This window comes from Pseudomonas sp. B33.4 (genome assembly GCF_034555375.1).
In the GTDB taxonomy this organism is placed as follows: domain Bacteria; phylum Pseudomonadota; class Gammaproteobacteria; order Pseudomonadales; family Pseudomonadaceae; genus Aquipseudomonas.
On sequence record NZ_CP140706.1, the window covers coordinates 1,726,711 to 1,750,060 of the forward strand.

Sequence of the window (23,350 nt, forward strand, 5' to 3'; positions counted from 1 at the left end):
GGAATATATGCAAGGCAAGAACACTTCAGGAACCGATCTGGCACTCAACGAACAGTTGACCGTTGTGCTGATCTCTCACGAACGCCCGGCGTTTCTGCTTAGAGCCATTCGCTTTTACAGCAGCCTGCCGTGCAGAATTCTGGTGCTCGATTCATCGGCGGTGGCGCTGAAGGGCATTCCCGAGGAATTCACCCGCGTGGATTATCAGCACTTGCCGCAGTTCGGCTACTGGGGGATTCGCGCCAAGCTGGCTTACGGTGTCGAGCAGCTGCAAACGCCTTACATGGTGTTTGCCGCCGACGATGACTTCCTTGTGCATGATGCCTTGTACGAAGCCGTGGCATTCATGGATGCCAACCCTGATTACAGCCTGTGTCATGGCTACAGCCTGATGTATCTGGCATTGGCCAACAGCGTCAATTACTACCGCCGTGACAAGAAAGTCTGCGAAGACTACTCGGCCGATCAGGCCGAGGAGCGCTTGCTCGATTACATGCAACAGTACCTGCCGCCGTTCTATGCCGTGCAGCGTACGGCGATCTTGCGCGACTGGTATGCGGCCATGCCGCAAGACACGATCTTCCAGTGGCAGGAAGTCGGTCACACCTTTTACATGCTGGCCCGGGGCAAGGTGCGGATTCTGCCGATCCCGTATGTCGTGCGCGAAATCAACTACGAGCAGTCCGATCACAACACCGAGATCTATCACACCCTGGCCTATATGGATGGCAAGAGCGTGGCCGGGCGCGAAGCGTTTGCCGAGTTCCTCGTGTCATTGCCGACCCAGCTCCAGCATCAGGATCCAGAGCAGGGCAAACAGTTTGCGCTGAAGAGTTTTGCCACGCTGGCCGAAAGCCTGCGGACCTACCGGGCACTCACCGCCGAGTTGATCTTCGAGTCGACCTGGATCGATATCGAGACCGGCCCGCAGCGTCGGTTCGGGCCGAAGCAATACGTGGAAATGCCTTTCTATAACCAGGTGTTTTTCGATCAACTGACGCAATTCGAATTTCTGTTGCACGCGATGCCGGCCGGACGCGTTCAGCTCAAAGAGCTGGAAGGCATTTGGGCTCGCCAGCAGAGCCTGATGCTGGCACGCAACAATGACACCCCGGAAAGCGTGCTCGACCGCTTGTGGCAGGCGCACGACGCCAACGTGTTCAATCGCGCGGTGATCAAGCAACTGCTCGTGCAATTGCAACCGCTGGACGAGGAAGACGACGCGCCAGTGCTGCGCGATTGGGTCGCGCGTCTGGACGCGGTGTTGCTCGAAGGGCATCAGCCGACATTCGCCAAAATGCTCACCGGCCGCCTGCTCGAGTGGCTCGCCGCGCGTGCGCCGGATACCGAGCAGGCCGCGGCGATTGCCCGTCACCTGGCAGACAATGCCGGTGGTCCGCAGTTCGGCATCTTTCTGCTCGATCTGGACAACGACATCGACAAGTTGCAAATCTCTCTGGACAGCTTGCTCGAAGGCCACAGCAAAGCCTTCAAGGTCGTGGTATTCACCACGGGTGAGCCGCCGGCTGCAACCACGGCACAAAATACCCTGCACTTTGTGCGAGTGACCCAAGGCAACTTCGTCGACAAGCTCAACCAGAGCGTTAATCAATCGACCTGCGACTGGCTGCTGCTGGTTGAGGCGGGTGAAGAATTCACGGCTGCCGGCCTGTTGCGTGCCGGCCTGGAACTGATGGCTGCGCCAGGTGTGCGGGCGGTTGCCACCGATGAAATCCAGCGCCAGGAAAACGGGGCGCTGGTGGATATGTTCCGCCCGGGCTTCAACCTGGACCTGCTGCAAAGCGTTCCGTCACTGATGGCTCGGCACTGGTTGATTCGTCGCGAAGTGCTGACAGGGCTCGGCGGTTATCAGGCCGATTTCAGCAAGGCGCTGGAGCTGGATGTGCTGCTGCGCATCATCGAGGAGGGTGGCCTCGACGGTCTGGCCCATCTCGATGAGCCCTTGCTGATCACCCGGGCGCCGGTGCTGGAAGAAAACCCTCACGAACGTCAGGCGCTGCTGCGCCACTTGGGCAATCGTGGTTACAAGGCTCAGGTCACTTCGACGCAGCCTGGCACCTGGCAGATTGACTATCGTCATGCCGAGCGGCCGCTGGTCTCGGTGATTGTCGCCGCTGGCGACGATCTTGCCGCCTTGAAACGCTGCCTGGATGGCGTGCTGCTCAGAACCCGTTACACCCGCTATGAGCTGTTGATTGCGGTCAACCCGAACTCGTCGGCCGAGGTCAACGACTGGTTGGCAACGCTGCACAACGGCAAAGTGCGGGTACTGCATGCTGATCGCCCGCTCGATCAAGTGGCACTGTGCAACGCGGCCAGCGAGCAGGCGCAGGGCGAATATCTGGTGCTGCTGGCCACCGACAGCGAAGTGGTCAACCCGAACTGGATCGAGTCGTTGCTCAATCACGCCCAGCGTCCTGAAGTCGGCATCGTCGGTGCCAAACTGGTGGACCGCGATGGCAAGATCTCTCAGGCAGGTTTGATTCTCGGGTTGAACGACGGGGTGGCTTCGGCCTTCATCGGTGAGAAACACGCTAACGAGGGTTACATGCAGCGCCTGGCGGTCGAGCAGAACTATTCGGCGGTGTCGAAGGCGTGCCTGATGGTGCGCAAGGACTTGTTCGACGCGCTGGGCGGCCTGGACGACGTGACCTTCGCCGCTGGCTTCAGCGATGTCGATCTGTGCCTCAAGGCCGGGCAGGCCGGTTACCTCACCGTGTGGACGCCGCTGGTGCAGGTCTTGCACACCGGCGAGTTGCCGCAAGCCCCTGAAGCCTTGGCGGCATTGCGTGAGAAGTGGAGCGCGGCGTTTGCCCAGGATCCGGCGTATAACGCCAACCTGGCGCTGACCGGCAAAGGTTTTACCCTGGGTGAAAGTGCCCCGATCAATTGGGCGCAATTGCTCGGCTAAGCCTGGCGAACAGGACACAGGAATTCAGACATGTTCAACGGTAAATCGATTTTCATCTCCGGCGGCACCGGCTCGTTCGGGCGCAAATTCATCGCCCGCCTGCTGGAGCAATACCAGCCCAAGCGCGTGGTGGTGTTTTCCCGTGATGAACTGAAGCAGTATGAAATGCAGCAGACGTTCAACGCGCCGTGCATGCGTTACTTCATCGGTGACGTGCGCGATGCCGATCGTCTGCGTCAGGCCATGCGCGGCATCGACTACGTCGTGCATGCCGCCGCGCTGAAGCAAGTGCCGGCGGCGGAATACAACCCGACCGAATGCATTCGCACCAACGTCAATGGCGCGGAGAACATCATCGCCGCCGCCATCGACAACGGCGTGAAAAAAGTCGTCGCGTTGTCCACTGACAAGGCAGCCAGCCCGATCAACCTGTACGGCGCGACCAAGTTGCTCTCGGACAAGTTGTTCGTCGCCGCCAACAACATTGCCGGCGAGCAGCCAACCCGGTTTGCCGTGGTGCGTTACGGCAATGTGGCCGGTTCGCGCGGTTCCGTGGTGCCGTTCTTCAGCCAGATGATCGCCGACGGCGCGCAGGAGTTGCCGATCACCGACGCGCGCATGACACGCTTCTGGATCACCCTCGACCACGGCGTGCAATTTGTGCTCGACAGCTTTGCGCGCATGCACGGTGGTGAAGTGTTCGTGCCGAAGATTCCGTCGATCCGCATCGTCGATCTGGCGCGTGGCATGGCTGAACATCTGCCGCACAAGAACGTCGGCATTCGTCCCGGTGAAAAACTGCATGAGCTGATGGTGCCGCTGGACGATGCGCGGATGACCCTCGAGTTTGCGGATCACTACACCATCCAGCCGTCGATTCGCTTTACCAGCGTCGATGTCGATTTTGCCGTCGACAATCTTGGCGAGCAGGGGCGCGCCGTGAGCGAAGATTTCGAATACCGCTCCGACACCAATCCGCATTTCCTCTCGGTCGGGCAGATCGCCGACCTGCACGCGAAGCTCTCGGTATGATTCCCTACGGTCGGCAAAGCGTCGATCAGGCAGACATCGACGCCGTCGTCGACGTGCTGCAGTCGGACTGGCTGACCCAGGGGCCGAGCATCGAGCGTTTCGAGCAGGCGATGGCCGAGCGTTGCCAGGCCGACTTCGCCGTCGCGGTGTGCAACGCCACGGCGGCGCTGCACATTGCTTGCCTGGCGGCAGGCCTGGGGCCGGGTGATCGGTTGTGGACGACGCCCAACACCTTTCTCGCCTCGGCCAACTGTGGACGTTATTGCGGTGCCGAGGTTGATTTTGTCGACATCGATCCGCTGACCTGGAACCTCGATGCCTTCGCCCTCGCCGCGAAACTCGAGCAGGCCGAGCAGGACGGCGCCTTGCCGAAAGTGCTGGTGGCGGTGGCGTTCTCCGGGCAGAGCTGCGACATGCGCAGAATTGCCGAGCTGGCCGAGCGCTACAACTTCACGGTGATCGAAGATGCGTCGCACGCGGTCGGTGCGTCCTATGCCGGACGTCCGGTGGGCTGTGGCCAATTCGCGGCGATGACGGTGTTCAGTTTCCACCCGGTGAAGATCATCACCAGCGCCGAGGGCGGTATGGTCTTGACCCATCGCCCGGAGCTGGCCGAGCGCCTGCGACGCCTGCGCTGCCACGGCATGACCCGCGATCCGCAGCAGATGAGCGAGCCGAGCCACGGTCCGTGGTACTACGAGCAGATCGAGCTGGGTTTCAATTACCGGATCACCGATCTGCAGGCTGCGCTGGGTTTGTCGCAACTGGGCAAACTCGACGACTTCATCGCCCGGCGTCGCGAACTGGCGGCGCGTTACGATCGTCTGCTGGCGTATTTGCCGGTGACGTTGCCCAGCCTTCAGCCTGAGGCAGAGTCGGCCTGGCATCTGTATGTGATTCGCTTGCAGACCGATCGCATCAGCCTCAGTCACCGTCAGGTGTTTGAAGGCTTGCGCAGTGCCGGTATTGGCGTGAATCTGCACTACATTCCTGTGCATCTGCAGCCTTATTATCGCGACCTGGGATTCGCCGAGGGCGATTTCCCCGAAGCCGAGCGGTATTACGCCGAGGCGATCAGCCTGCCGCTGTTTCCACTGTTGAGCGATGAACAACAGGATTACGTGGTCGAGCAATTGCGTCGGCTGACCGAATAACTGCCGCGGTGGCACCGGATGAGTATCTGCAATGCGTCCTTTGAGTGAGCAGGAACAGTTCTGGCAGGGCGACTTCGGTAACCGGTACGTCGAGCGCAATGTCGGGCAACCGCTGGTGGCGGCCAACCTGGCGTTGTTTGCCAAAGCGCTGAGCCGCGCCGCAGGCATCGAGAGTCTGCTAGAGCTGGGCACCAGCGCCGGCAACAATTTGCAGGCGTTGCATCAACTGCTGCCACGCTGCGAGCTGTTCGGTGTCGAGATCAACGACAACGCCTGTGCGCAGGCACGGACGTTGGGCACTGCCCGGATCTGGCAGGGCTCGCTGTTCGATTTTCCGCGTGAACGCCGTTACGACCTGACGTTGAGCAAAGGCGTGCTGATCCACCTGGCTCCGGAGCTGTTGCCGACGGCTTATGCGCAGTTGTATGAGTTGAGCCAGCGCTACATCCTGATCGCCGAGTATTACAATCCGGTGCCGGTGGAAGTGTCTTATCGTGGCAACAGCGGCAAGCTGTTCAAGCGTGATTTCGCCGGCGAAATGCTTGATCGTTATGCCGATCTGCAGTTGCTGGATTATGGTTTTGTCTATCACCGCGATCCGCAGTTTCCTGTGGACGATATCACCTGGTTTCTGCTGGAAAAACGCCCTTGAGCAACGTCGCAATTATCCCGGCCCGTGGTGGCAGCAAACGCATTGCGCGCAAGAATCTCTTGCCGTTTGATGGCGTGCCGATGCTGGTCCGTTCGATCCGCACGGCGCTGGATTCAGGTTTGTTCGAGCAGGTGGTGGTCAGCACCGACGATGCCGAGATTGCTGAGGTGGCGCGAGCGCACGGTGCGCAGGTGCCCTTCATGCGTCCGGCGGCGCTGGCCGATGACTTCACCGGCACCGCGGCGGTGATCGTGCACGCCTTGCAGCAGCTGCCGGCCTTCGAGTACGCCTGTTGCGTGTACGCCACGGCGCCGCTGTTGCAGGCACGTTATCTGCGCCACGGCATCGAGTTGCTGGAGCAACGCCCGGACAAGTCCTTCGCGTTCTCCGTGTGCGGTTTTGGTTTTCCGGTACAGCGTGCACTGACACTGGATGCGCAGGGCGCCTTGACTGCTTTGTATCCCGAATTTCGCCAGACCCGCTCCCAGGACCTGCCCGAAGCCTTTCAGGACGCCGGCCAGTTTTACTGGGGGCGCAGTGAGGCGTGGTTGCGTGGCGAAGTGCTCTATTCGCCCGCCAGCCTGCCGGTGATTCTGCCCCGTCATCTGGTGCAGGACATCGACACCCTTGAAGACTGGAAACGCGCCGAATACCTTTACGCCGCGCTCAAGGCCGGTGGAGAGTTGCAATGAGAGTTTTGATTCGTGCCGACGCCTCGCCCACCATCGGCAGCGGCCACATTGCCCGCTGTCTGACACTGGCGCGCGTGTTGCGCGGGCAGGGCAGCCACGTCGCGTTTGCCTGCCGCTGTCTGCCAGGCCATCGCCTGGATGCCTTGCGCGCCGAAGGCTTCGAGACATTTGCGCTGCCCGAGCGCTATGCCGCTGAAGACCCGCAGCAAGCCATCGAATCGATGCTGCCGTGGCAGGCCGACATTGACGCGTTGGGCATGCAGCTTGGAGGTCAGGCCGAGTTTGACTGGATTATCGTTGACCACTACGGCCTCGATCACCATTGGCAAACGGCTGCTCGGCAGTGGGCGCCACGGATTGCGGCAGTGGATGATCTTGCCACGCGGCGCTACAGCGTCGATCTGTTGCTCAATCAGAATCTCTCGGGGCTGCACGAACATTATCAGCCGCTGTTGCCTGACGGGTGCCGTACCTTGCTCGGCCCACGCTATGCCCTGTTGCGTGAAGAATTCCGCTGCCCGGCCATCGAGATCAAACCCCGGGCCCAGCGCGTATTGGTCAACTTCGGCGGTTTCGATGCCGCGCGGCAAACCCATCACGCGATGCTCGCGCTGGCCGATTTTACCGAGTTGCAGGTGGACTTCGTCGCTGGCGCCGACAATCCGGCATGGGCGCAGATGCAGGCCCTGGCCGAGACACGGCCGAACTGGCGTCTGCACAGTTTTGTCAGCGACTTCTACCAGCGCATGACCGAGGCTGATCTGTTTATCGGCGCCGGGGGCGGCACCAGTTGGGAACGGGCGGCAATGGGGCTGCCGACGATCTGTATTGCCGTGTCGAACAATCAGCAGCGCAACGGCGAAGTCATGGCGGCAGCCGGCGCGCATGTGTTCATGGGCGCTCGTGAGCAGGTCAGTGTCGAGCAGTTGCGCGATGCCATCGGCTTTGTCACCGGCAATCATTATTTGCGCCATAGTCTGGCGGAGCGCTCGCGACAACTGGTCGACGGCCGCGGTGCCGAGCGTGTCGCGGCGGCACTGGCCGGTGCGGTGCTCAAGGTGCGTGCGGCGACCCTGGACGATGCGCAGTTGCTGTTCGATGGACGCAATGCCGAAGCGGTACGGCGCTGGTCGCTGGACAGCGGCGTGATCGACTGGCCGCAGCACCTGAACTGGCTGACGGCGAGTTTACGCAATCCACAGCGCCTGCTGCTGATCGCCGAGGCGGACGACGGCGCGGTCGGCGTTGTGCGGTATGACCTGCGCGGGTTTGCAGCCGAAGTCTCGATCTACCTGCTCGAACGGCGGATGGGGCTGGGGTGGGGCAGGGCGCTATTGGCCCGTGGCGAGGCATTTGTTGCCGCGCACTGGCCGCAACTGACGGTCATCACCGCTCAGGTATTGCCGGACAATCGTCCCTCGTTGAATGTGTTTCGTGACGCCGGGTTCACCCAGAGTGCCTGTGCGTTCACCCGTGTTTTGAAGGACCACCCGCATGACTAGTTTCAAGATCGGCAACCGCTTGATCGGCGCCGACGCGCCGCCCTTCATCATTGCCGAGATGAGTGGCAACCATAACCAGTCACTGGACGTTGCCCTGCAAATTGTCGAGGCGGCGGCCAAGGCCGGGGCGCATGCGCTGAAGCTGCAAACCTACACCGCCGAAACCATGACGCTGGATTTGTCGGAAGGCGAATTCTTCATCAAGGATCCGGGCAGTCTGTGGGCGGGTACTTCGCTTTATGATCTGTATGAAAAGGCCCATACGCCGTGGGAATGGCATGCGCCGATTTTCGCCCGGGCCAAAGAGTTGGGCATGCTTGCGTTCTCCACGCCGTTCGATGACACCGCAGTCGACTTTCTCGAAAGCCTTGATGTACCGGCCTACAAGATCGCCAGTTTCGAAAACACTGACTTGCCGTTGATCCGCCGCGTGGCCGCCACTGGCAAACCTCTGATCATTTCCACCGGCATGGCCAGCATTGCCGAGCTGGATGAAGCCGTGCGCGCCGCGCGCGAAGCCGGTTGCAAGGATCTGGTGCTGCTCAAGTGCACCAGCACGTACCCGGCCACGCCGCTCAACAGCAACGTGAGAACCATCCCCCATCTGCGCGAATTGTTCGGCTGCGAAGTGGGGCTGTCGGATCACTCGATGGGCGTTGGCGTATCGGTGGCCGCCGTGGCGCTCGGTGCGACGGTGGTGGAAAAGCACTTCACCCTCGACCGTTCAGCAGGCGGCGTCGATGCCAGTTTCTCTCTGGAGCCGGCGGAAATGGCCAGCCTGGTGGTGGAAACCGAACGCGCCTGGCAAGCCATGGGCCAGGTGCATTACGGTGTGACAGAGGCCGAACGCAAGTCGCTGGTCTATCGCCGCTCGCTGTATGTCACCGCCGACATGGCCGCCGGTGACACCTTTACCGGGGACAATCTGCGCGCCATTCGCCCGGGCCTCGGTCTGCCGCCCAAGCACACCGACGCGGTTCTCGGCCGCCGCGCCCGCGCGCCGATCAAGCGCGGCACGCCGCTGGACTGGTCGTTGGTCGAATAAGCCGATCTGCACCGATTCGGCAAAATAGCGTGACCTGCGAGTCATAACGCGCATCTTCACTGTATTGTATTGATCGGGGAGATGGCGCCTGGCTCGTTTTCGATTCCAGTGATAGCCCTTTGCGCTCCCCGTGGCTGCCCGTTGTGGCGGCCGTTTTCTGTTTGTCGGCGCCCCTCGAAATCCTTGCGAGCGGTGGTCTTGGGCTGTTTTTTATTGGGAAGCCGTAATGATTGGCATAAAAAGCATTGCGAGCTACGTTCCTGTAGCCGGCGTGGACAATTACGCACAAGGTGCAAAATTCGAGAAGGATGAAGAATTCATCCTTGGCAAGATCGGTTCGGCGTTTCTGCCACGCAAAGACGCTGAACAGGAAACCTCCGATCTGTGCGTGGAAGCGGCCAATGCGCTGTTTGCCAGCAACCCTGGACTGAAACGTGAATCGATCGACGCCTTGATTGTCGTCACCCAGAACGGTGATGAAGAAGGCCTGCCACACACCGCCGCCATCGTGCAGGACAAACTCGGTCTGCCGACCAACGTTGCGGCGTTCGACATTTCCCTGGGCTGCTCCGGTTACGTCTACGGCATCTATGCGATCAAGGGCTTCATGGAAGCCGCCGGCCTGAAGAACGGCCTGCTGATCACCGCTGACCCGTATTCGAAAATCGTCGATCCGGAAGACCGCAACACCACCATGCTGTTCGGCGATGCCGCCACCGCAACGTGGATGGGTGAAGATCCGAGCTGGGCGCTGGGCAAGGCCAAGTTCGGCACTGACGGCTCCGGCGCTCCGCACCTGAAAGTCACCGATGGCGTGTTCTTCATGAACGGTCGTCAGGTGTTCAACTTTGCATTGCTGAAAGTACCGGCGCACCTGCATGAGCTGCTCGATGATTCGGGCCTCAAGGCTGACGACATTGATGCGTTTTGCATTCACCAGGGCAGCGCGGCAATTGTCGATGCCGTGGCGCGACGTTTCGAAGGCGAGCCGGAAAAGTTCATCAAGGACATGGTCGAGACCGGCAACACCGTGTCGTCGAGCATTCCGTTGCTGCTGGAAAAACACGTGCTCGATTCCGACTGGCAGCGTATTGCGCTGAGCGGTTTTGGTGTCGGTCTGTCGTGGGGCTCGGCGATTATTTATCGTCCTTGAACCCGGTTTAAAAGCTATAGATACAAAAATAGCGCTCAAAGGTTAACCTTTGAGCGCTATTTTTTTGCCTGAAAGGGAGTGTGAGGCGACATGAGCGAGTTTTTCCAAGCCAACGCCCAGGTGATCCAGCAACGCTGGCCGACGCTGTTTGCACGATTGGTGGCTGAAGACAGTTCGGCCATTCAAGCCGAACTGGTGCAAGGCCTGGGCTCTACGCTGAGCGTGGACGGGATTCAACTGACCAGTCGCCACGGCCGTATCCACGAGGCCCGCGTCCAGGCGGCCAGTCTGCCGCAAAAGCCCCGGTTGCACGTCTACGGCACCGGCCTTGGGGACTTGCCGTTGGTGTTGCTTGAGCGGGCCGATCTTGAGCGGTTGTACGTGCACATCCTTAATGGCGCGCTATTTGCGTTGGTTCTGCAGTTGCTCGACCAGCGGCAATGGCTGGAAGACCCAAGAGTGGAACTGATGTATGCCGGCGATCATGCGGATATCTATACGCCGTTTTTTGCGCTGCCCGCCGAAATGCTCCTGGCCGATGACTTCAGCGCGAAGATTCGTGATCGGCTGGTCAATGAAGTTCACCTGAGTTTCAACAATCGCGAGTTCGATCCGCAATTGCCGGCGATCCAGCAGCGCCTGCGCGATAGCCAGGAGGTGCTGCTTGCCGATGATGACGTGGCGCAATTGTTTGGCACCTGCAGCGGCCGCGAAATCTATGTGATCGGCACCGGCCCGAGCCTGGAAAGCCATTTTGAACGGCTGGCGGCGGTGCGCGCTCAGGCCGAGCGGCCGCTGTTCATTTGTGTCGACACGGCTTATCGGCCTTTACGTCAGCACGGGATCATCCCCGATCTGGTGGTGACGATCGACCAGCTCATCAGCTTTCGCCATCTGCCTTTCGAGGCCTCTGATGGCATCCCGCTGGTGTACCTGCCCATGAGTTCCCCCCAGGTGTTGAAGGCCTGGAAGGGCAAGCGCTATGGCGCGTATACCGCCAGTCCGGTCTACGCCACGTTGCGTGAGCAGCACCCTCGCGCCGAATTGCATGCCGGCGGCAGCGTGATTCACCCCGCCGTGGACCTGGCGGTGAAAATGGGCGGCACGCGCATCACCCTGTTCGGCGCCGACTTTGCCTTTCCGATGAACAAGACACATGCCGGATGGGACGATGGCGACCTGGGCCCGGCCCTGGAGCAGGCGCGGCATTGGGTCCATGACGGCAATGGCGAACGGGTCAGGACGCAGCTGAATTTTCGTGGCTACCTGTGCGTGCTGGAACGTTATATCGCGCGGCATCCAGAGGTCAGCTTCTTTAACAGCAGTCGGGCAGGGGCGATGATCGTGGGCGCGCAGTTCAATCCGGAGTTTGTGCAATGAGTGCGCAGGTGACGTGCATCAGCGCATGTCGGCAATGCGCCGGCTTGTTTCGTTTGGGGCGGGATGTTGAAGCGGCGCTGATCATGGTCGAGGTGTTCGACGAGGCGCAGCGCTTGGTTTCGCTCGCGAGTGAGGATGTCCAGCAGTCGTGGACACAGGTCCTGACCGACATTCTGGCGTGTCAGGAACGCCAGGATTGGTTGGGGCTTGCCGATTTCATCGAGTATGAACTGATTGAATTGCTGGAAAGCGCGCAGCGCTGAAGGGGGACCGACGGCTCTGGCACAGGGGTTGATGGTGCGGGCAGTTTTATGGCGTCATTTTTTCGTGGGTGGGGGCGTGCTAAGCCCTTGTTTTTTTGGGAGTGGCAGGGTGATGGCAAAATTTTTTCAAAAAGCCCTCAAGCAACCTGCAAACCCGACGATAACTATTACGAAGGTTCTCTAGGCCATACCCGGCGGTTGCCAGGGCCGGAAGCCGCAGTACCCAACCAACGAGGAATTCGTCATGGCTTTAACAGTAAACACCAACACCACGTCGTTGAACGTTCAGAAAAACCTGAACCGCGCTTCCGACGCTCTGTCGACTTCGATGCAGCGCCTGTCTTCCGGCCTGAAAATCAACAGCGCTAAAGACGACGCCGCTGGCCTGCAGATCGCTACCCGTATGACTTCCCAGATCCGTGGTGGCAACCAGGCGATCCAGAACGCCAACGACGGTATCTCCGTTGCTCAGACCGCTGAAGGCGCTCTGCAAGCTTCGACCGACATTCTGCAGCGTATGCGTGAACTGGCTGTTAAAGCCCGTACCGGTACCAACGGCAGCATCGACCAGAAAGCAACGAACGACGAATTCGCCCAGATGTCGGACGAACTGACCCGTATCTCTGCTTCGACCAACCTGAACGGCAAAAATCTGCTGGACGGTTCGGCTGGTACTGTGACCCTGCAAGTGGGCGCAAACACCGGTTCGGCTAACCACATCGACCTGGTACTGAGCTCCAAGTTCGACGCCGTCAGCCTGTCCGTAGGTAGCGGTACTGTAGTTCTGACCGGTGCAAGCGTATCGGGCGCTGCTGCCAACATCGACAACGCAATCACCGCGATCGACGCTGCAATTGCAACGATCAACAGCACTCGTTCGAGCCTGGGTGCTTCGCAAAACCGTCTGACCAGCACCATCTCCAACCTGCAGAACATCGTTGAGAACACCACCGCTGCACAGGGTCGTGTACAAGACACCGACTTCGCCGCAGAAACTGCTAACCTGACCAAGCAGCAAACTCTGCAGCAGGCTTCGACCTCCGTTCTGGCTCAAGCCAACCAACTGCCTTCCGCTGTACTGAAGCTGCTTCAGTAATTTCGGAACAAGTTTGGGCGGGAGGGTGCGCTGGTCGCGCTCTCTCGCCTTTTTACGTTAGGAGGTGATGAGCATGGACATGAGCGTCAAGCTTAACCAGTCTTATCCGGCTCCCAAGCCAGTCACGCCGGTCGCTGACAAACCGTCAGAGACGCCTAAAGTTGTCAAGGCTGAAGCGCCGGTCGCTGCCAAGAGTCAGGTTACGGACGACGCCAAGTTGAAGCTGGCGGTGCAGGAGATCGAGAAGTTTGTTCAATCGATCAAGCGCAATCTGGAGTTCTCGATCGACGAGCATTCCGGGAAGGTCATCGTCAAGGTGATCGCAAGCGAGACGGGTGAGGTCGTTCGACAGATTCCCTCCGCAGAAGCTCTCAAGCTGGCAGACAGCCTGGCCAATGCAAGCCACGTGTTGTTCGACGCCAAAGTCTGATAGCTGGCATGAATAATGTTTGTCTGTTCTCAGGACGCCTGTAACGGTCAAAAGAATGGCAACAATCTGAAGGGAGATGCACATGGCAAGTCCAATTCTACCGGGTTCCGGACTGGGTTCCGGCCTGGACATCGGTGCGATCGTCACTGCGCTGGTCAACGCTGACAAGGCGCCGAAGCAGACACAGATCGACACCGCGACCAAAGCCAACACGCTGAAGATTTCCGGCGTCGGTTCGCTCAAGAGTGCATTGACCACGTTCCAGACGGCGATGACCAATCTGGGCAGCAAGACCAATCCTGCCTTTGCCGGCTTCACCGCGACTTCGAGCAATACCAATCTGAGCGCGACGTCCGACAGCACCGCAGTGACGGGCAATTACAACGTCGTTGTCAGTCAATTGGCCACTGGCTCGAAAATCGCCAGCGCCTCTTTCGCCGGCGGTGCCGCCAGTGCCATTCCGAGTGGTACCCTGAAAATCAGTCAGAATGGCACTGATTACAATGTCGACATTCCGGCAAATGCCACGTTGCAAACCACCCGCGACGCCATCAACAAGGCTCAGGGCGCCAACGGGATTTCCGCCAACATCGTGACCGACAGCTCCGGTTCTTCGCGCTTGGTGATCAGTTCGAGCAAGACCGGCGAAGGCTCTGACCTCAAAGTCAGCGGTATTGCCGGTCTGGAAATCGATGGCACCCAGAAGATGGGCCCTAGCCCGGCTGCAGGCGCTTCAGGCGCGGTCAACGACGTTGCGGGAAACGCCAAGCTGACCATCGACGGTCTTGAAGTCACCAGCAAAAGCAACACGGTGACCGGTGCAATCAGTGGCTTGACCCTGAACCTGACGACGGTCAGTCCTGTCGTGGGTAACGTTGCGACGCCGACTGTTGTCACCGTGGACGCCAACACCAAAGGTCTGCAGACATCGATTCAGTCGTTCGTCGACGCTTACAACACGTTGAAGACCACCATCGATACGCTGTCCAAGGCGACGCCGGATGCCGATGGCAAGCTGACCGTGCAGGCGGCGTTCACCGGCGACGCGATGCCGCGCGCACTGATTGCCGATATTCGTGAGCAGTTGACGGCAACAGGCGCTGGCGGCCCGTTGTCGGTGCTGTCGCAGTTGGGTGTGATGACCGACCGTGACACCGGTAACCTGAAGTTTGATACCGCTGCTTTCACCAAAACCATGGCGCAGCCAGGCATGACCGGCCAGGTTCAGCAGTTGTTTACCGGCACCGACGACACCAATGGCCTGCTGACGCGCATGAGCAAGGTGGTTGATCCGTATCTCAAGCCGCCAGCGGGTAGCCTTAACGGCGTCGGCTTGCTTGATCAGCGCATGGCCATTCTGACAAAAAACACCAGAAACCTGACTGACCAGCAATCGGCGCTGGACCTGCGTGTCGAGAACCTGACCAAGACGTTGACCGCCAAGTACAACGCCATGGACTTGTTGGTAGGCCAGATGAAGGCGACGGCGAGCAACATCACGTCGTTCTTCAGCTCGCTGAACGCTCAGCAGTCCGCGAAGTAACAGACAGGCACGACAAAAACCCGGCTACGCTTTATCGGCGTGTGCCGGGTTTTTGTCTTTTGATCTAAAGTTCTCTGATTCGTTGGCGATACACTGGTTATACGAGTCAATGTGGCAATGAGGTAGAACATGAATCCGATGTTAGCCCTTCGGCAATACCAGAAAGTCGGCGCACATGCACAGACGTCCGAAGCGAGCCCGCACCGTCTGGTGCAAATGTTGATGGAAGGTGGTCTGGGGCGTATCGCCGAGGCCAAGGGCGCCATTGAGCGCAAGGATATTGCTGCCAAGTGCACGGCCATCAGCAAAGCTGTTGGCATCATTGGCGGCTTGTGTGAAGGTCTGGACCTGGAAAACAGCGCCGATTCGGTGGCTGAACTCAACCAGCTCTACATCTACATGATGAAGCGACTGGCCGAGGCCAACATCAAGAGTGATCCGAAGATCCTCGATGAAGTGGCCGGCCTGCTGCGCACCGTAAAGGAAGGCTGGGACGGCATCGCTCCACCAGGCCCCCAGTTTTAAGGAGATCGTCATGAGTCTTGTATTGCAGCGAATTGCCGATACCCGTGAAGCCTTGGTCACTGCCCTGGCCGAGCGCAATTGGGAAGCCATTGGCGAGCTGGATCTGGCTTGCCGTTCCTGCATGGAAGACGTCATGGCTGAAGCGGCGCTGGATGAGGACGCGTTGCGCAACAATCTCGAGGAGCTGCTGCACGTCTACAAGGAGCTTCTTGAGGTGGCCATGGGTGAGCGGCAGGCGATAGCCAACGAGATGTCGCAGATCACCCAAGCGCAAAAGGCGGCAAAGGTTTACCATCTGTTTGGTTAATTAACCCCCAGTTAATCCAGACATGTGCGCCATAAATTTGACTGTGCACGGTTTTTTGACTTAACTAGTGGCTGTTTTCAGATTTCAGGCGTCTACAGGCACATGGTGTCCTGCAAGCGTCTCGCTTGCCCCATTTTTCGGGCATTGAGTTGACTAGGGAAGTTGCTATTGCATGTGGCGTGAAACCAAAATTCTGCTGATCGATGACGATAGCGTCCGCCGCCGCGACCTGGCGGTGATTCTAAATTTTCTTGGCGAAGAAAATTTACCCTGCGGCAGCCATGACTGGCAGCAGGCAGTCGGCTCTTTGTCGTCTAGTCGTGAAGTCATTTGCGTACTGATCGGGACCGTTAATGCTCCTGGCGCGCTTTTGGGCTTGCTAAAGACACTCTCAACCTGGGATGAGTTCCTTCCGGTTTTGTTGATGGGCGATAATTCTTCCGTTGACTTGCCTGAAGACCAACGTCGCCGAGTGCTTTCGACCCTCGAAATGCCACCCAGCTACAGCAAATTGCTCGACTCCCTGCACCGTGCCCAGGTCTATCGCGAGATGTATGACCAGGCCCGCGAGCGCGGTCGTCATCGCGAACCCAATCTTTTCCGCAGTCTCGTCGGCACCAGCCGTGCGATCCAGCACGTGCGCCAGATGATGCAGCAGGTCGCCGACACCGACGCCAGCGTGCTGATCCTCGGCGAGTCCGGCACCGGCAAGGAAGTGGTTGCGCGTAACCTGCACTACCATTCCAAGCGTCGCGATGCGCCATTCGTTCCGGTCAACTGCGGGGCGATCCCGGCAGAGCTGCTCGAAAGCGAATTGTTCGGCCATGAGAAGGGCGCCTTCACTGGCGCCATCACCAGCCGTGCCGGCCGCTTTGAGTTGGCCAATGGCGGTACGCTGTTCCTCGACGAAATCGGCGACATGCCGCTGCCGATGCAGGTCAAGCTGCTGCGCGTCCTGCAGGAACGCACCTTCGAGCGCGTGGGCAGCAACAAGACCCAAAGCGTCGACGTGCGCATCATTGCCGCGACCCACAAGAATCTCGAAAGCATGATCGAGATCGGCACTTTCCGCGAAGACCTTTACTATCGCTTGAACGTGTTCCCGATCGAAATGGCGCCGCTGCGTGAGCGTGTCGAAGACATCCCGCTGCTGATGAACGAACTGATCTCGCGCATGGAGCACGAAAAGCGTGGTTCGATCCGTTTCAACTCGGCAGCGATCATGTCGCTGTGCCGTCACGGCTGGCCGGGCAACGTCCGCGAACTGGCCAACCTGGTCGAGCGTATGGCGATCATGCACCCGTACGGGGTGATCGGCGTGGTCGAGTTGCCGAAGAAATTCCGCTATGTCGACGACGAAGACGAGCAAATGGTCGACAGCCTGCGCAGCGATCTCGAAGAGCGCGTGGCGATCAACGGCCATACGCCGGACTTCACCGCCAACGCCATGCTGCCGCCGGAAGGACTGGACTTGAAAGACTACCTCGGTGGTCTGGAGCAAGGCCTGATTCAGCAGGCGCTGGACGATGCCAATGGCATTGTGGCGCGTGCCGCTGAGCGCCTGCGCATTCGCCGTACCACGCTGGTCGAGAAAATGCGCAAGTACGGCATGAGCCGACGCGATGGTGATGAACAGGCGGATGATTGACGCCTGTTTTTCAACCGCTTCATTTGTAAGCGATTTTTTTTAGGCACGGGTATTGCTACAGCCCTCGCAACGTTCCGTTTAACTGACGGTCAGCCAAGCGAGAAGCACAATGCCCCAAGCCGCCCAGATGTCTTCTGCCTCCAGTCCCGAGGGGCAACCGTCCTCCGTAGAACAGGCAAGCCGACAGGGTCTTGAGCAGGCTTTCGAGCTGTTCAGCCATATGTCCAGCCAACTGACAGACTCCTACAGCATGCTTGAGGCGCGGGTAACCGAGCTCAAGGGTGAGCTGGCAGTGGTCAGCGCTCAGCGCATGCAAGAGCTGGCGGAAAAAGAGCGCTTGGCCAATCGTCTGCAAAACCTTCTTGATCTGTTGCCCGGTGGTGTCATCGTCATCGACGGCCACGGCATGGTGCATGAGGCCAACCCGGCTGCCATCGAGTTGCTCGGCCTGCCGCTTGAGGGCGAATTGTGGCGCCACGTCATTGCCCGCTGCTTTGCCCCGCGTGAAGACGACGGTCACGAAATCTCCCTGAAAAACGGTCGGCGCCTGTCGATTGCCACCCGCTCGCTGGACGCCGAGCCGGGGCAATTGGTGCTGCTCAACGACCTGACAGAAACCCGTCATCTGCAAGACCAGCTGGCGCGCCATGAGCGTTTGTCCTCGCTGGGGCGCATGGTCGCGTCGCTGGCGCATCAGATCCGCACGCCACTGTCTGCCGCTTTGCTCTACGCCAGTCATTTGACTGAGCAAGAGCTGCCTGTCGCTACTCAGCAGCGTTTCGCCGGGCGTCTGAAAGAACGTTTGCATGAGCTCGAGCATCAAGTGCGCGACATGCTGGTGTTTGCGCGCGGTGAATTGCCGCTGACCGATCGCCTGACCCCGAATGCCTTGATGCAGGCCCTGCAAGCGGCAGCGCTGACGCATGTGCAGGATCTGCCAATCCGCTGGCAGTGCGACAGTCATGCCGGCGAGCTGCTATGCAATCGCGACACGCTGGTCGGGGCGCTGTTGAATCTGATTGAAAACGCGATTCAGGCCAGTGCCGGCGACGTTCGCCTGAAAGTGCATTGCTACAGGCGCGGCAACAGTCTGCGCCTGTGCATCAGCGACAGCGGCAGCGGGATCGAGCCAGCTGTTCTGGCACGGCTCGGCGAGCCATTTTTTACTACCAAAGTTACTGGCACCGGCCTGGGCCTGACCGTGGTCAAGGCTGTGGCCCGTGCGCATCAGGGAGAATTGCTGCTGCGTTCGCGGGTCGGGCGCGGCACGTGCGCGCAGGTGATCCTGCCGCTGTTTTCCGCTGTACAGGGAGCTGAGTGAGAGCCATGGGCATCAAGGTTTTGCTGGTCGAGGATGACCGCTCGTTGCGCGAGGCACTGGCCGATACGTTGCTGCTGGCCGGCCACGATTACCACGCGGTCGGTTGCGCTGAAGATGCGCTGACGGCGGTAGGGCGCGAGGCGTTCAGTCTGGTGGTCAGTGACGTCAATATGCCGGGCATGGACGGTCATCAATTGCTCGCCCTGCTGCGTGCCCGCCAGCCGCAATTGCCGGTGTTGCTGATGACGGCGCACGGCGCGGTCGAGCGCGCAGTCGATGCGATGCGTCAAGGCGCGGCGGACTATCTGGTCAAGCCTTTTGAGCCCAGGGCTTTGCTTGACCTGGTGGCGCGGCATGCACTGGGCACTATTATTGGCGCGAGCGAAAGTGAAGGCCCGATTGCCGTTGAACCGGCCAGTGCGCAGCTTCTCGAATTGGCCGCACGAGTGGCGCGCAGTGATTCCACCGTGTTGATTTCCGGCGAGTCCGGTACCGGTAAAGAGGTGCTGGCGCGTTACATTCACCAGCAATCCCATCGCGCCAGCCAGCCGTTCATTGCGATCAACTGCGCGGCGATCCCGGACAACATGCTCGAGGCGACGCTGTTCGGTCACGAGAAGGGTTCGTTTACCGGTGCCATCGCGGCGCAAGCCGGCAAATTCGAACAGGCGGACGGCGGTACATTACTGCTCGACGAAATATCTGAAATGCCCCTTGGCCTGCAAGCCAAACTGCTGCGCGTGCTGCAGGAGCGTGAAGTCGAGCGGGTGGGCGCGCGCAAGCCGATCGCTCTGGATATTCGCGTGGTCGCCACCACCAACCGCGACTTGGCGGGCGAAGTGGCGGCGGGGCGTTTCCGTGAAGACCTTTATTACCGTTTGTCGGTTTTCCCTCTCGCCTGGCGTCCACTTCGCGAGCGCACTGCCGATATCCTGCCGCTGGCCGAAAGGTTGTTGGCCAAACACGTCAATAAAATGAAGCATGCGGCGGCGAAACTCTCGCCTGACGCACAAGCCTGCCTGACCGCTTACCCGTGGCCGGGCAATGTGCGTGAACTGGATAACGCCATTCAGCGTGCGCTGATTCTGCAGCAGGGCGGCTTGATTCAGCCGCAGGATTTCTGTCTGGCCGGTCCCGTGACGTACACCGCGATACCCGTCGCCGCTGCGGTTTCTGCGGTGATTCGCGAGGTAGAGATCGAAGCGGATTCTGCCGGTGCACTGGGCGATGACCTGCGCCGCCGGGAGTTTCAGATGATCATCGACACCCTGCGCACCGAGCGTGGACGGCGCAAGGAGGCGGCGGAAAAACTCGGCATCAGCCCGCGCACCCTGCGCTACAAACTGGCGCAAATGCGTGATGCCGGGATGGACGTCGAAGGTTATCTGTTCGCCACCTGAGACGTGCCGCAAAAAATTGAAAATGCTTTTCTGAAAGGGCTGCCCATGAGCTGGCACCCTTGTTGCTAATACCTGTGTACCCGCCGAGTGAGTGTCAAAAAATTGCGGGCCGCCCAAGAGAGTAGACCATGAGCCAAGGTATTGAATTTAATCGGTTGATGACAGACATGAAGGCCATGAAGCTGGATGCCATGTCTGCACCGAAATCGACGACCGCTGTCCCTGAACTGGCGGGCAGCAGCTTTTCCGACATGCTCGGTCAGGCGATCAATAAGGTCAGCGATACCCAGACCGCGTCGACTCAGTTGGCCAACGCATTTGAAGTGGGCAAGAGCGGCGTCGATCTGACGGACGTGATGATCGCTTCGCAAAAAGCCAGCGTGTCGTTCCAGGCTCTGACCCAGGTGCGCAACAAGCTGGTTCAGGCTTATCAAGACATCATGCAGATGCCGGTTTAAGGACGAGATTGAGTCATGGCAGAAGCAGTCGCCGATAACGTTCCGGCCAAGGCCACCCCGATAGACGGCAAACCGCCGCTGTTCGGCCTGTCCTTCCTGGAAAACCTCTCCGAGATGACCATGCTGCGTCAGGTGGGCCTGTTGGTCGGCCTGGCTGCGAGCGTGGCGATTGGCTTTGCCGTGGTGCTGTGGTCGCAGCAGCCGGATTATCGTCCGTTGTACGGCAGCCTTGCCGGCATGGACGCCAAGCAGGTCATGGACACCCTGGCCGCCGCCGACATTCCTTACAACGTCGAACCGAACTCCGGTGCCTTGCTGGTCAAGGCCGACGATTTGTCCCGTGCGCGGATGAAACTCGCCGCAGCTGGTGTCACTCCCAGCGACGGCAACATCGGTTTCGAAATCCTCGACAAGGAACAAGGTCTGGGCACCAGCCAGTTCATGGAAGCGACGCGTTATCGTCGCGGCCTCGAAGGTGAACTGGCGCGGACCATCTCCAGCCTGAACAACGTCAAGGGTGCCCGCGTGCACCTGGCGATTCCAAAGAGCTCGGTGTTCGTGCGTGATGAGCGCAAGCCAAGTGCTTCGGTATTGGTTGAGCTGTACTCCGGTCGTTCGCTGGAGCCAGGCCAGGTGATTGCGATCATCAATCTGGTGGCGACTTCTGTTCCCGAGCTGAGCAAATCGCAGATCACCGTCGTCGACCAGAAGGGCACCTTGCTCTCTGATCAGGCGGAGAACTCCGAAATGACCATGGCCGGCAAGCAGTTCGATTACAGCCGTCGCATGGAAAGCATGCTCACCCAGCGCGTGCACAACATTCTGCAACCGGTACTGGGCAACGATCGCTACAAGGCGGAAGTCTCGGCCGATATCGACTTCAATGCCGTCGAGTCGACGGCCGAGCAGTTCAACCCGGATCAACCGGCGTTGCGCAGCGAGCAGTCGGTCAACGAACAACGCACCGCCAGCAATGGCCCGCAAGGTGTGCCGGGTGCCCTGAGCAACCAGCCGCCCGCGCCAGCTTCGGCGCCGCAAACCACCGGTGGCACCGCAGCGCCGGCCGCGATGGTGCAGCCAGGACAGCCGTTGGTTGATGCCAACGGTCAGCAGATCATGGACCCGGCCACCGGCCAGCCGATGCTCGCGCCGTACCCGGCCGACAAGCGTCAGCAATCGACGAAGAACTTCGAACTCGACCGTTCCATCAGCCACACCAAACAGCAGCAGGGTCGCCTGAATCGTCTGTCGGTGTCGGTGGTGGTCGACGATCAGGTCAAGGTTAACGCCGCCAACGGTGAAACCACCCGTGCGCCGTGGAGTGCCGACGAATTGGCGCGCTTCACCCGTCTGGTCCAGGACGCCGTCGGTTTCGACGCCAGCCGTGGCGACAGCGTCAGCGTGATCAACATGCCGTTCTCCGCCGAGCGCGGCGAAGTGATTGCCGATATTCCGTTCTACTCCCAGCCATGGTTTTGGGACATCGTCAAACAAGTGCTGGGTGTGTTGTTCATCCTGGTGCTGGTGTTTGGTGTGCTGCGTCCGGTGCTCAACAACATCACCGGTGGCGGCAAAGGCAAGGAGCTGGCCGGTCTTGGCAGCGACGTGGAACTCGGCGGGATGGGCGGCCTGGACGGCGAACTTTCCAACGACCGCGTGAGCCTCGGTGGTCCGCAGAGCATTCTGTTGCCGAGCCCAAGTGAGGGTTATGACGCACAACTGAATGCAATCAAGAGTCTGGTGGCCGAGGATCCGGGTCGCGTGGCTCAGGTCGTGAAAGAGTGGATTAACGCAGATGAGTGATAACCGAGCCGCAACCGTCAAACTGAACAAGGTCGACAAAGCCGCGATTCTGCTGCTGTCCCTGGGTTCGACCGATGCCGCACAAGTGCTGCGCCACATGGGCCCCAAAGAGGTTCAGCGCGTCGGCGTGGCCATGGCGCAGATGGGCAACGTCCATCGCGAACAGGTCGAGCAGGTCATGAGCGAGTTCGTCGACATCGTCGGCGACCAGACCAGCCTCGGCGTTGGTTCCGACGACTACGTGCGCAAAATGCTCACCCAGGCACTGGGTGAAGACAAGGCCAACGGCCTGATCGACCGCATCCTGCTCGGTGGCAACACCAGTGGCCTCGACAGCCTGAAATGGATGGAGCCGCGCGCCGTTGCCGACGTGATCCGTTACGAACACCCGCAGATTCAGGCGATCGTGGTCGCGTACCTCGATCCGGATCAGGCCGGTGAAGTGCTCGGCAACTTCGACCACAAGGTGCGTCTGGACATCATCCTGCGCGTCTCGTCGTTGAACACCGTGCAGCCTGCGGCACTGAAAGAGCTGAACCAGATTCTCGAGAAGCAGTTCTCCGGCAACTCGAATGCTTCGCGCACCACCCTGGGTGGCATCAAGCGCGCGGCCGACATCATGAACTTCCTCGACAGCTCGATCGAAGGCCAGCTCATGGACTCGATCCGCGAAGTCGACGAAGACCTGTCCGGTCAGATCGAAGACCTCATGTTCGTGTTCAACAACCTCGCCGATGTCGACGACCGAGGCATTCAGGCATTGTTGCGCGAAGTGTCTTCCGACGTGCTGGTGCTGGCCCTCAAGGGTTCCGACGAAGGCGTCAAAGAAAAGATCTTCAAGAACATGTCCAAACGTGCCGCCGAACTGTTGCGCGACGACCTCGAGGCCAAAGGCCCGGTACGCGTCAGCGACGTCGAAACCGCGCAGAAGGAAATCCTCACCATTGCCCGTCGTATGGCCGAAGCCGGCGAGATCGTACTCGGCGGCAAGGGTGGCGAGGAAATGATCTAAGC

21 protein-coding genes are annotated in these 23,350 nt (G+C 59.8%); all 21 read left to right on the forward strand.

Features of this window, described 5'->3' with window-relative positions; translation table 11 throughout:
• Positions 1–7 precede the first annotated feature (7 nt).
• The 21 genes from U6037_RS07675 to fliG all read left to right on the forward strand — a co-directional run bounded on the left by U6037_RS07675 (position 8) and on the right by fliG (position 23,348).
• Positions 8–2,932, forward strand: coding sequence for a TIGR00180 family glycosyltransferase (locus tag U6037_RS07675; RefSeq protein ID WP_322846332.1), 2,925 nt, complete (start codon positions 8–10; stop codon positions 2,930–2,932).
• Positions 2,933–2,962: 30 nt separating this feature from the next.
• Entirely contained in the window at positions 2,963–3,964 is a 1,002-nt protein-coding gene (gene pseB, locus U6037_RS07680) for a UDP-N-acetylglucosamine 4,6-dehydratase (inverting) (RefSeq protein ID WP_322846333.1), read from the forward strand.
• Positions 3,961–5,118 (forward strand): UDP-4-amino-4,6-dideoxy-N-acetyl-beta-L-altrosamine transaminase, encoded by a 1,158-nt coding sequence (gene pseC / locus U6037_RS07685; RefSeq protein ID WP_322846334.1) that lies wholly within the window; start codon positions 3,961–3,963, stop codon positions 5,116–5,118. The genes pseB and pseC overlap by 4 nt, the downstream gene beginning before the upstream one ends.
• A gap of 31 nt (positions 5,119–5,149) precedes the next feature.
• A complete protein-coding gene (locus tag U6037_RS07690) occupies positions 5,150–5,770 on the forward strand; it encodes a pseudaminic acid biosynthesis-associated methylase (RefSeq protein WP_322846335.1) in 621 nt (206 codons plus the stop codon).
• A complete protein-coding gene (gene pseF / locus U6037_RS07695) occupies positions 5,767–6,462 on the forward strand; it encodes a pseudaminic acid cytidylyltransferase (protein ID WP_322846336.1) in 696 nt (231 codons plus the stop codon). Before U6037_RS07690 ends, pseF begins: the two co-directional genes overlap by 4 nt.
• Complete coding sequence (gene pseG / locus U6037_RS07700) at positions 6,459–7,964, forward strand: UDP-2,4-diacetamido-2,4,6-trideoxy-beta-L-altropyranose hydrolase (RefSeq protein WP_322846337.1); 1,506 nt, start codon at positions 6,459–6,461, stop codon at positions 7,962–7,964. Before pseF ends, pseG begins: the two co-directional genes overlap by 4 nt.
• Complete coding sequence (pseI, locus tag U6037_RS07705; protein WP_322846338.1) at positions 7,957–9,009, forward strand: pseudaminic acid synthase; 1,053 nt, start codon at positions 7,957–7,959, stop codon at positions 9,007–9,009. Before pseG ends, pseI begins: the two co-directional genes overlap by 8 nt.
• A gap of 226 nt (positions 9,010–9,235) precedes the next feature.
• Entirely contained in the window at positions 9,236–10,162 is a 927-nt protein-coding gene (locus U6037_RS07710) for a ketoacyl-ACP synthase III (RefSeq protein WP_322846339.1), read from the forward strand.
• A 90-nt stretch (positions 10,163–10,252) separates the two neighbouring features.
• The gene (locus tag U6037_RS07715; RefSeq protein ID WP_322846340.1) at positions 10,253–11,542 is read left to right on the forward strand and encodes a motility associated factor glycosyltransferase family protein; all 1,290 of its coding nucleotides are present in this window, start codon (positions 10,253–10,255) and stop codon (positions 11,540–11,542) included.
• Positions 11,539–11,805, forward strand: coding sequence for a hypothetical protein (locus U6037_RS07720; RefSeq protein ID WP_322846341.1), 267 nt, complete (start codon positions 11,539–11,541; stop codon positions 11,803–11,805). Before U6037_RS07715 ends, U6037_RS07720 begins: the two co-directional genes overlap by 4 nt.
• A gap of 244 nt (positions 11,806–12,049) precedes the next feature.
• Positions 12,050–12,901 (forward strand): flagellin domain-containing protein, encoded by an 852-nt coding sequence (locus U6037_RS07725; RefSeq protein WP_016984295.1) that lies wholly within the window; start codon positions 12,050–12,052, stop codon positions 12,899–12,901.
• Positions 12,902–12,974: 73 nt separating this feature from the next.
• Positions 12,975–13,331: a flagellar protein FlaG gene (locus U6037_RS07730; protein ID WP_322846342.1), complete on the forward strand. Its 357-nt coding sequence runs from the start codon at positions 12,975–12,977 to the stop codon at positions 13,329–13,331.
• An 82-nt stretch (positions 13,332–13,413) separates the two neighbouring features.
• Positions 13,414–14,874 (forward strand): flagellar filament capping protein FliD, encoded by a 1,461-nt coding sequence (fliD, locus tag U6037_RS07735; RefSeq protein WP_322846343.1) that lies wholly within the window; start codon positions 13,414–13,416, stop codon positions 14,872–14,874.
• A 129-nt stretch (positions 14,875–15,003) separates the two neighbouring features.
• Positions 15,004–15,399, forward strand: coding sequence for a flagellar export chaperone FliS (gene fliS, locus U6037_RS07740; RefSeq protein WP_064119541.1), 396 nt, complete (start codon positions 15,004–15,006; stop codon positions 15,397–15,399).
• Positions 15,400–15,409: 10 nt separating this feature from the next.
• Positions 15,410–15,706 (forward strand): hypothetical protein, encoded by a 297-nt coding sequence (locus U6037_RS07745; protein WP_007920054.1) that lies wholly within the window; start codon positions 15,410–15,412, stop codon positions 15,704–15,706.
• A 172-nt stretch (positions 15,707–15,878) separates the two neighbouring features.
• Positions 15,879–17,354 (forward strand): sigma-54 dependent transcriptional regulator, encoded by a 1,476-nt coding sequence (locus U6037_RS07750; RefSeq protein WP_016984300.1) that lies wholly within the window; start codon positions 15,879–15,881, stop codon positions 17,352–17,354.
• A gap of 109 nt (positions 17,355–17,463) precedes the next feature.
• Positions 17,464–18,675: a sensor histidine kinase gene (locus tag U6037_RS07755; RefSeq protein ID WP_416221705.1), complete on the forward strand. Its 1,212-nt coding sequence runs from the start codon at positions 17,464–17,466 to the stop codon at positions 18,673–18,675.
• A gap of 5 nt (positions 18,676–18,680) precedes the next feature.
• Positions 18,681–20,075 (forward strand): sigma-54 dependent transcriptional regulator, encoded by a 1,395-nt coding sequence (locus U6037_RS07760; RefSeq protein WP_322846344.1) that lies wholly within the window; start codon positions 18,681–18,683, stop codon positions 20,073–20,075.
• 128 nt (positions 20,076–20,203) lie between these two features.
• A complete protein-coding gene (gene fliE, locus U6037_RS07765) occupies positions 20,204–20,533 on the forward strand; it encodes a flagellar hook-basal body complex protein FliE (protein ID WP_064119537.1) in 330 nt (109 codons plus the stop codon).
• Between the two features lie 15 nt (positions 20,534–20,548).
• Complete coding sequence (gene fliF, locus U6037_RS07770; RefSeq protein WP_322846345.1) at positions 20,549–22,336, forward strand: flagellar basal-body MS-ring/collar protein FliF; 1,788 nt, start codon at positions 20,549–20,551, stop codon at positions 22,334–22,336.
• Positions 22,329–23,348, forward strand: a complete 1,020-nt coding sequence (gene fliG / locus U6037_RS07775) for a flagellar motor switch protein FliG (RefSeq protein ID WP_007920042.1) — start codon at positions 22,329–22,331, stop codon at positions 23,346–23,348. Before fliF ends, fliG begins: the two co-directional genes overlap by 8 nt.
• Positions 23,349–23,350 lie beyond the last annotated feature (2 nt).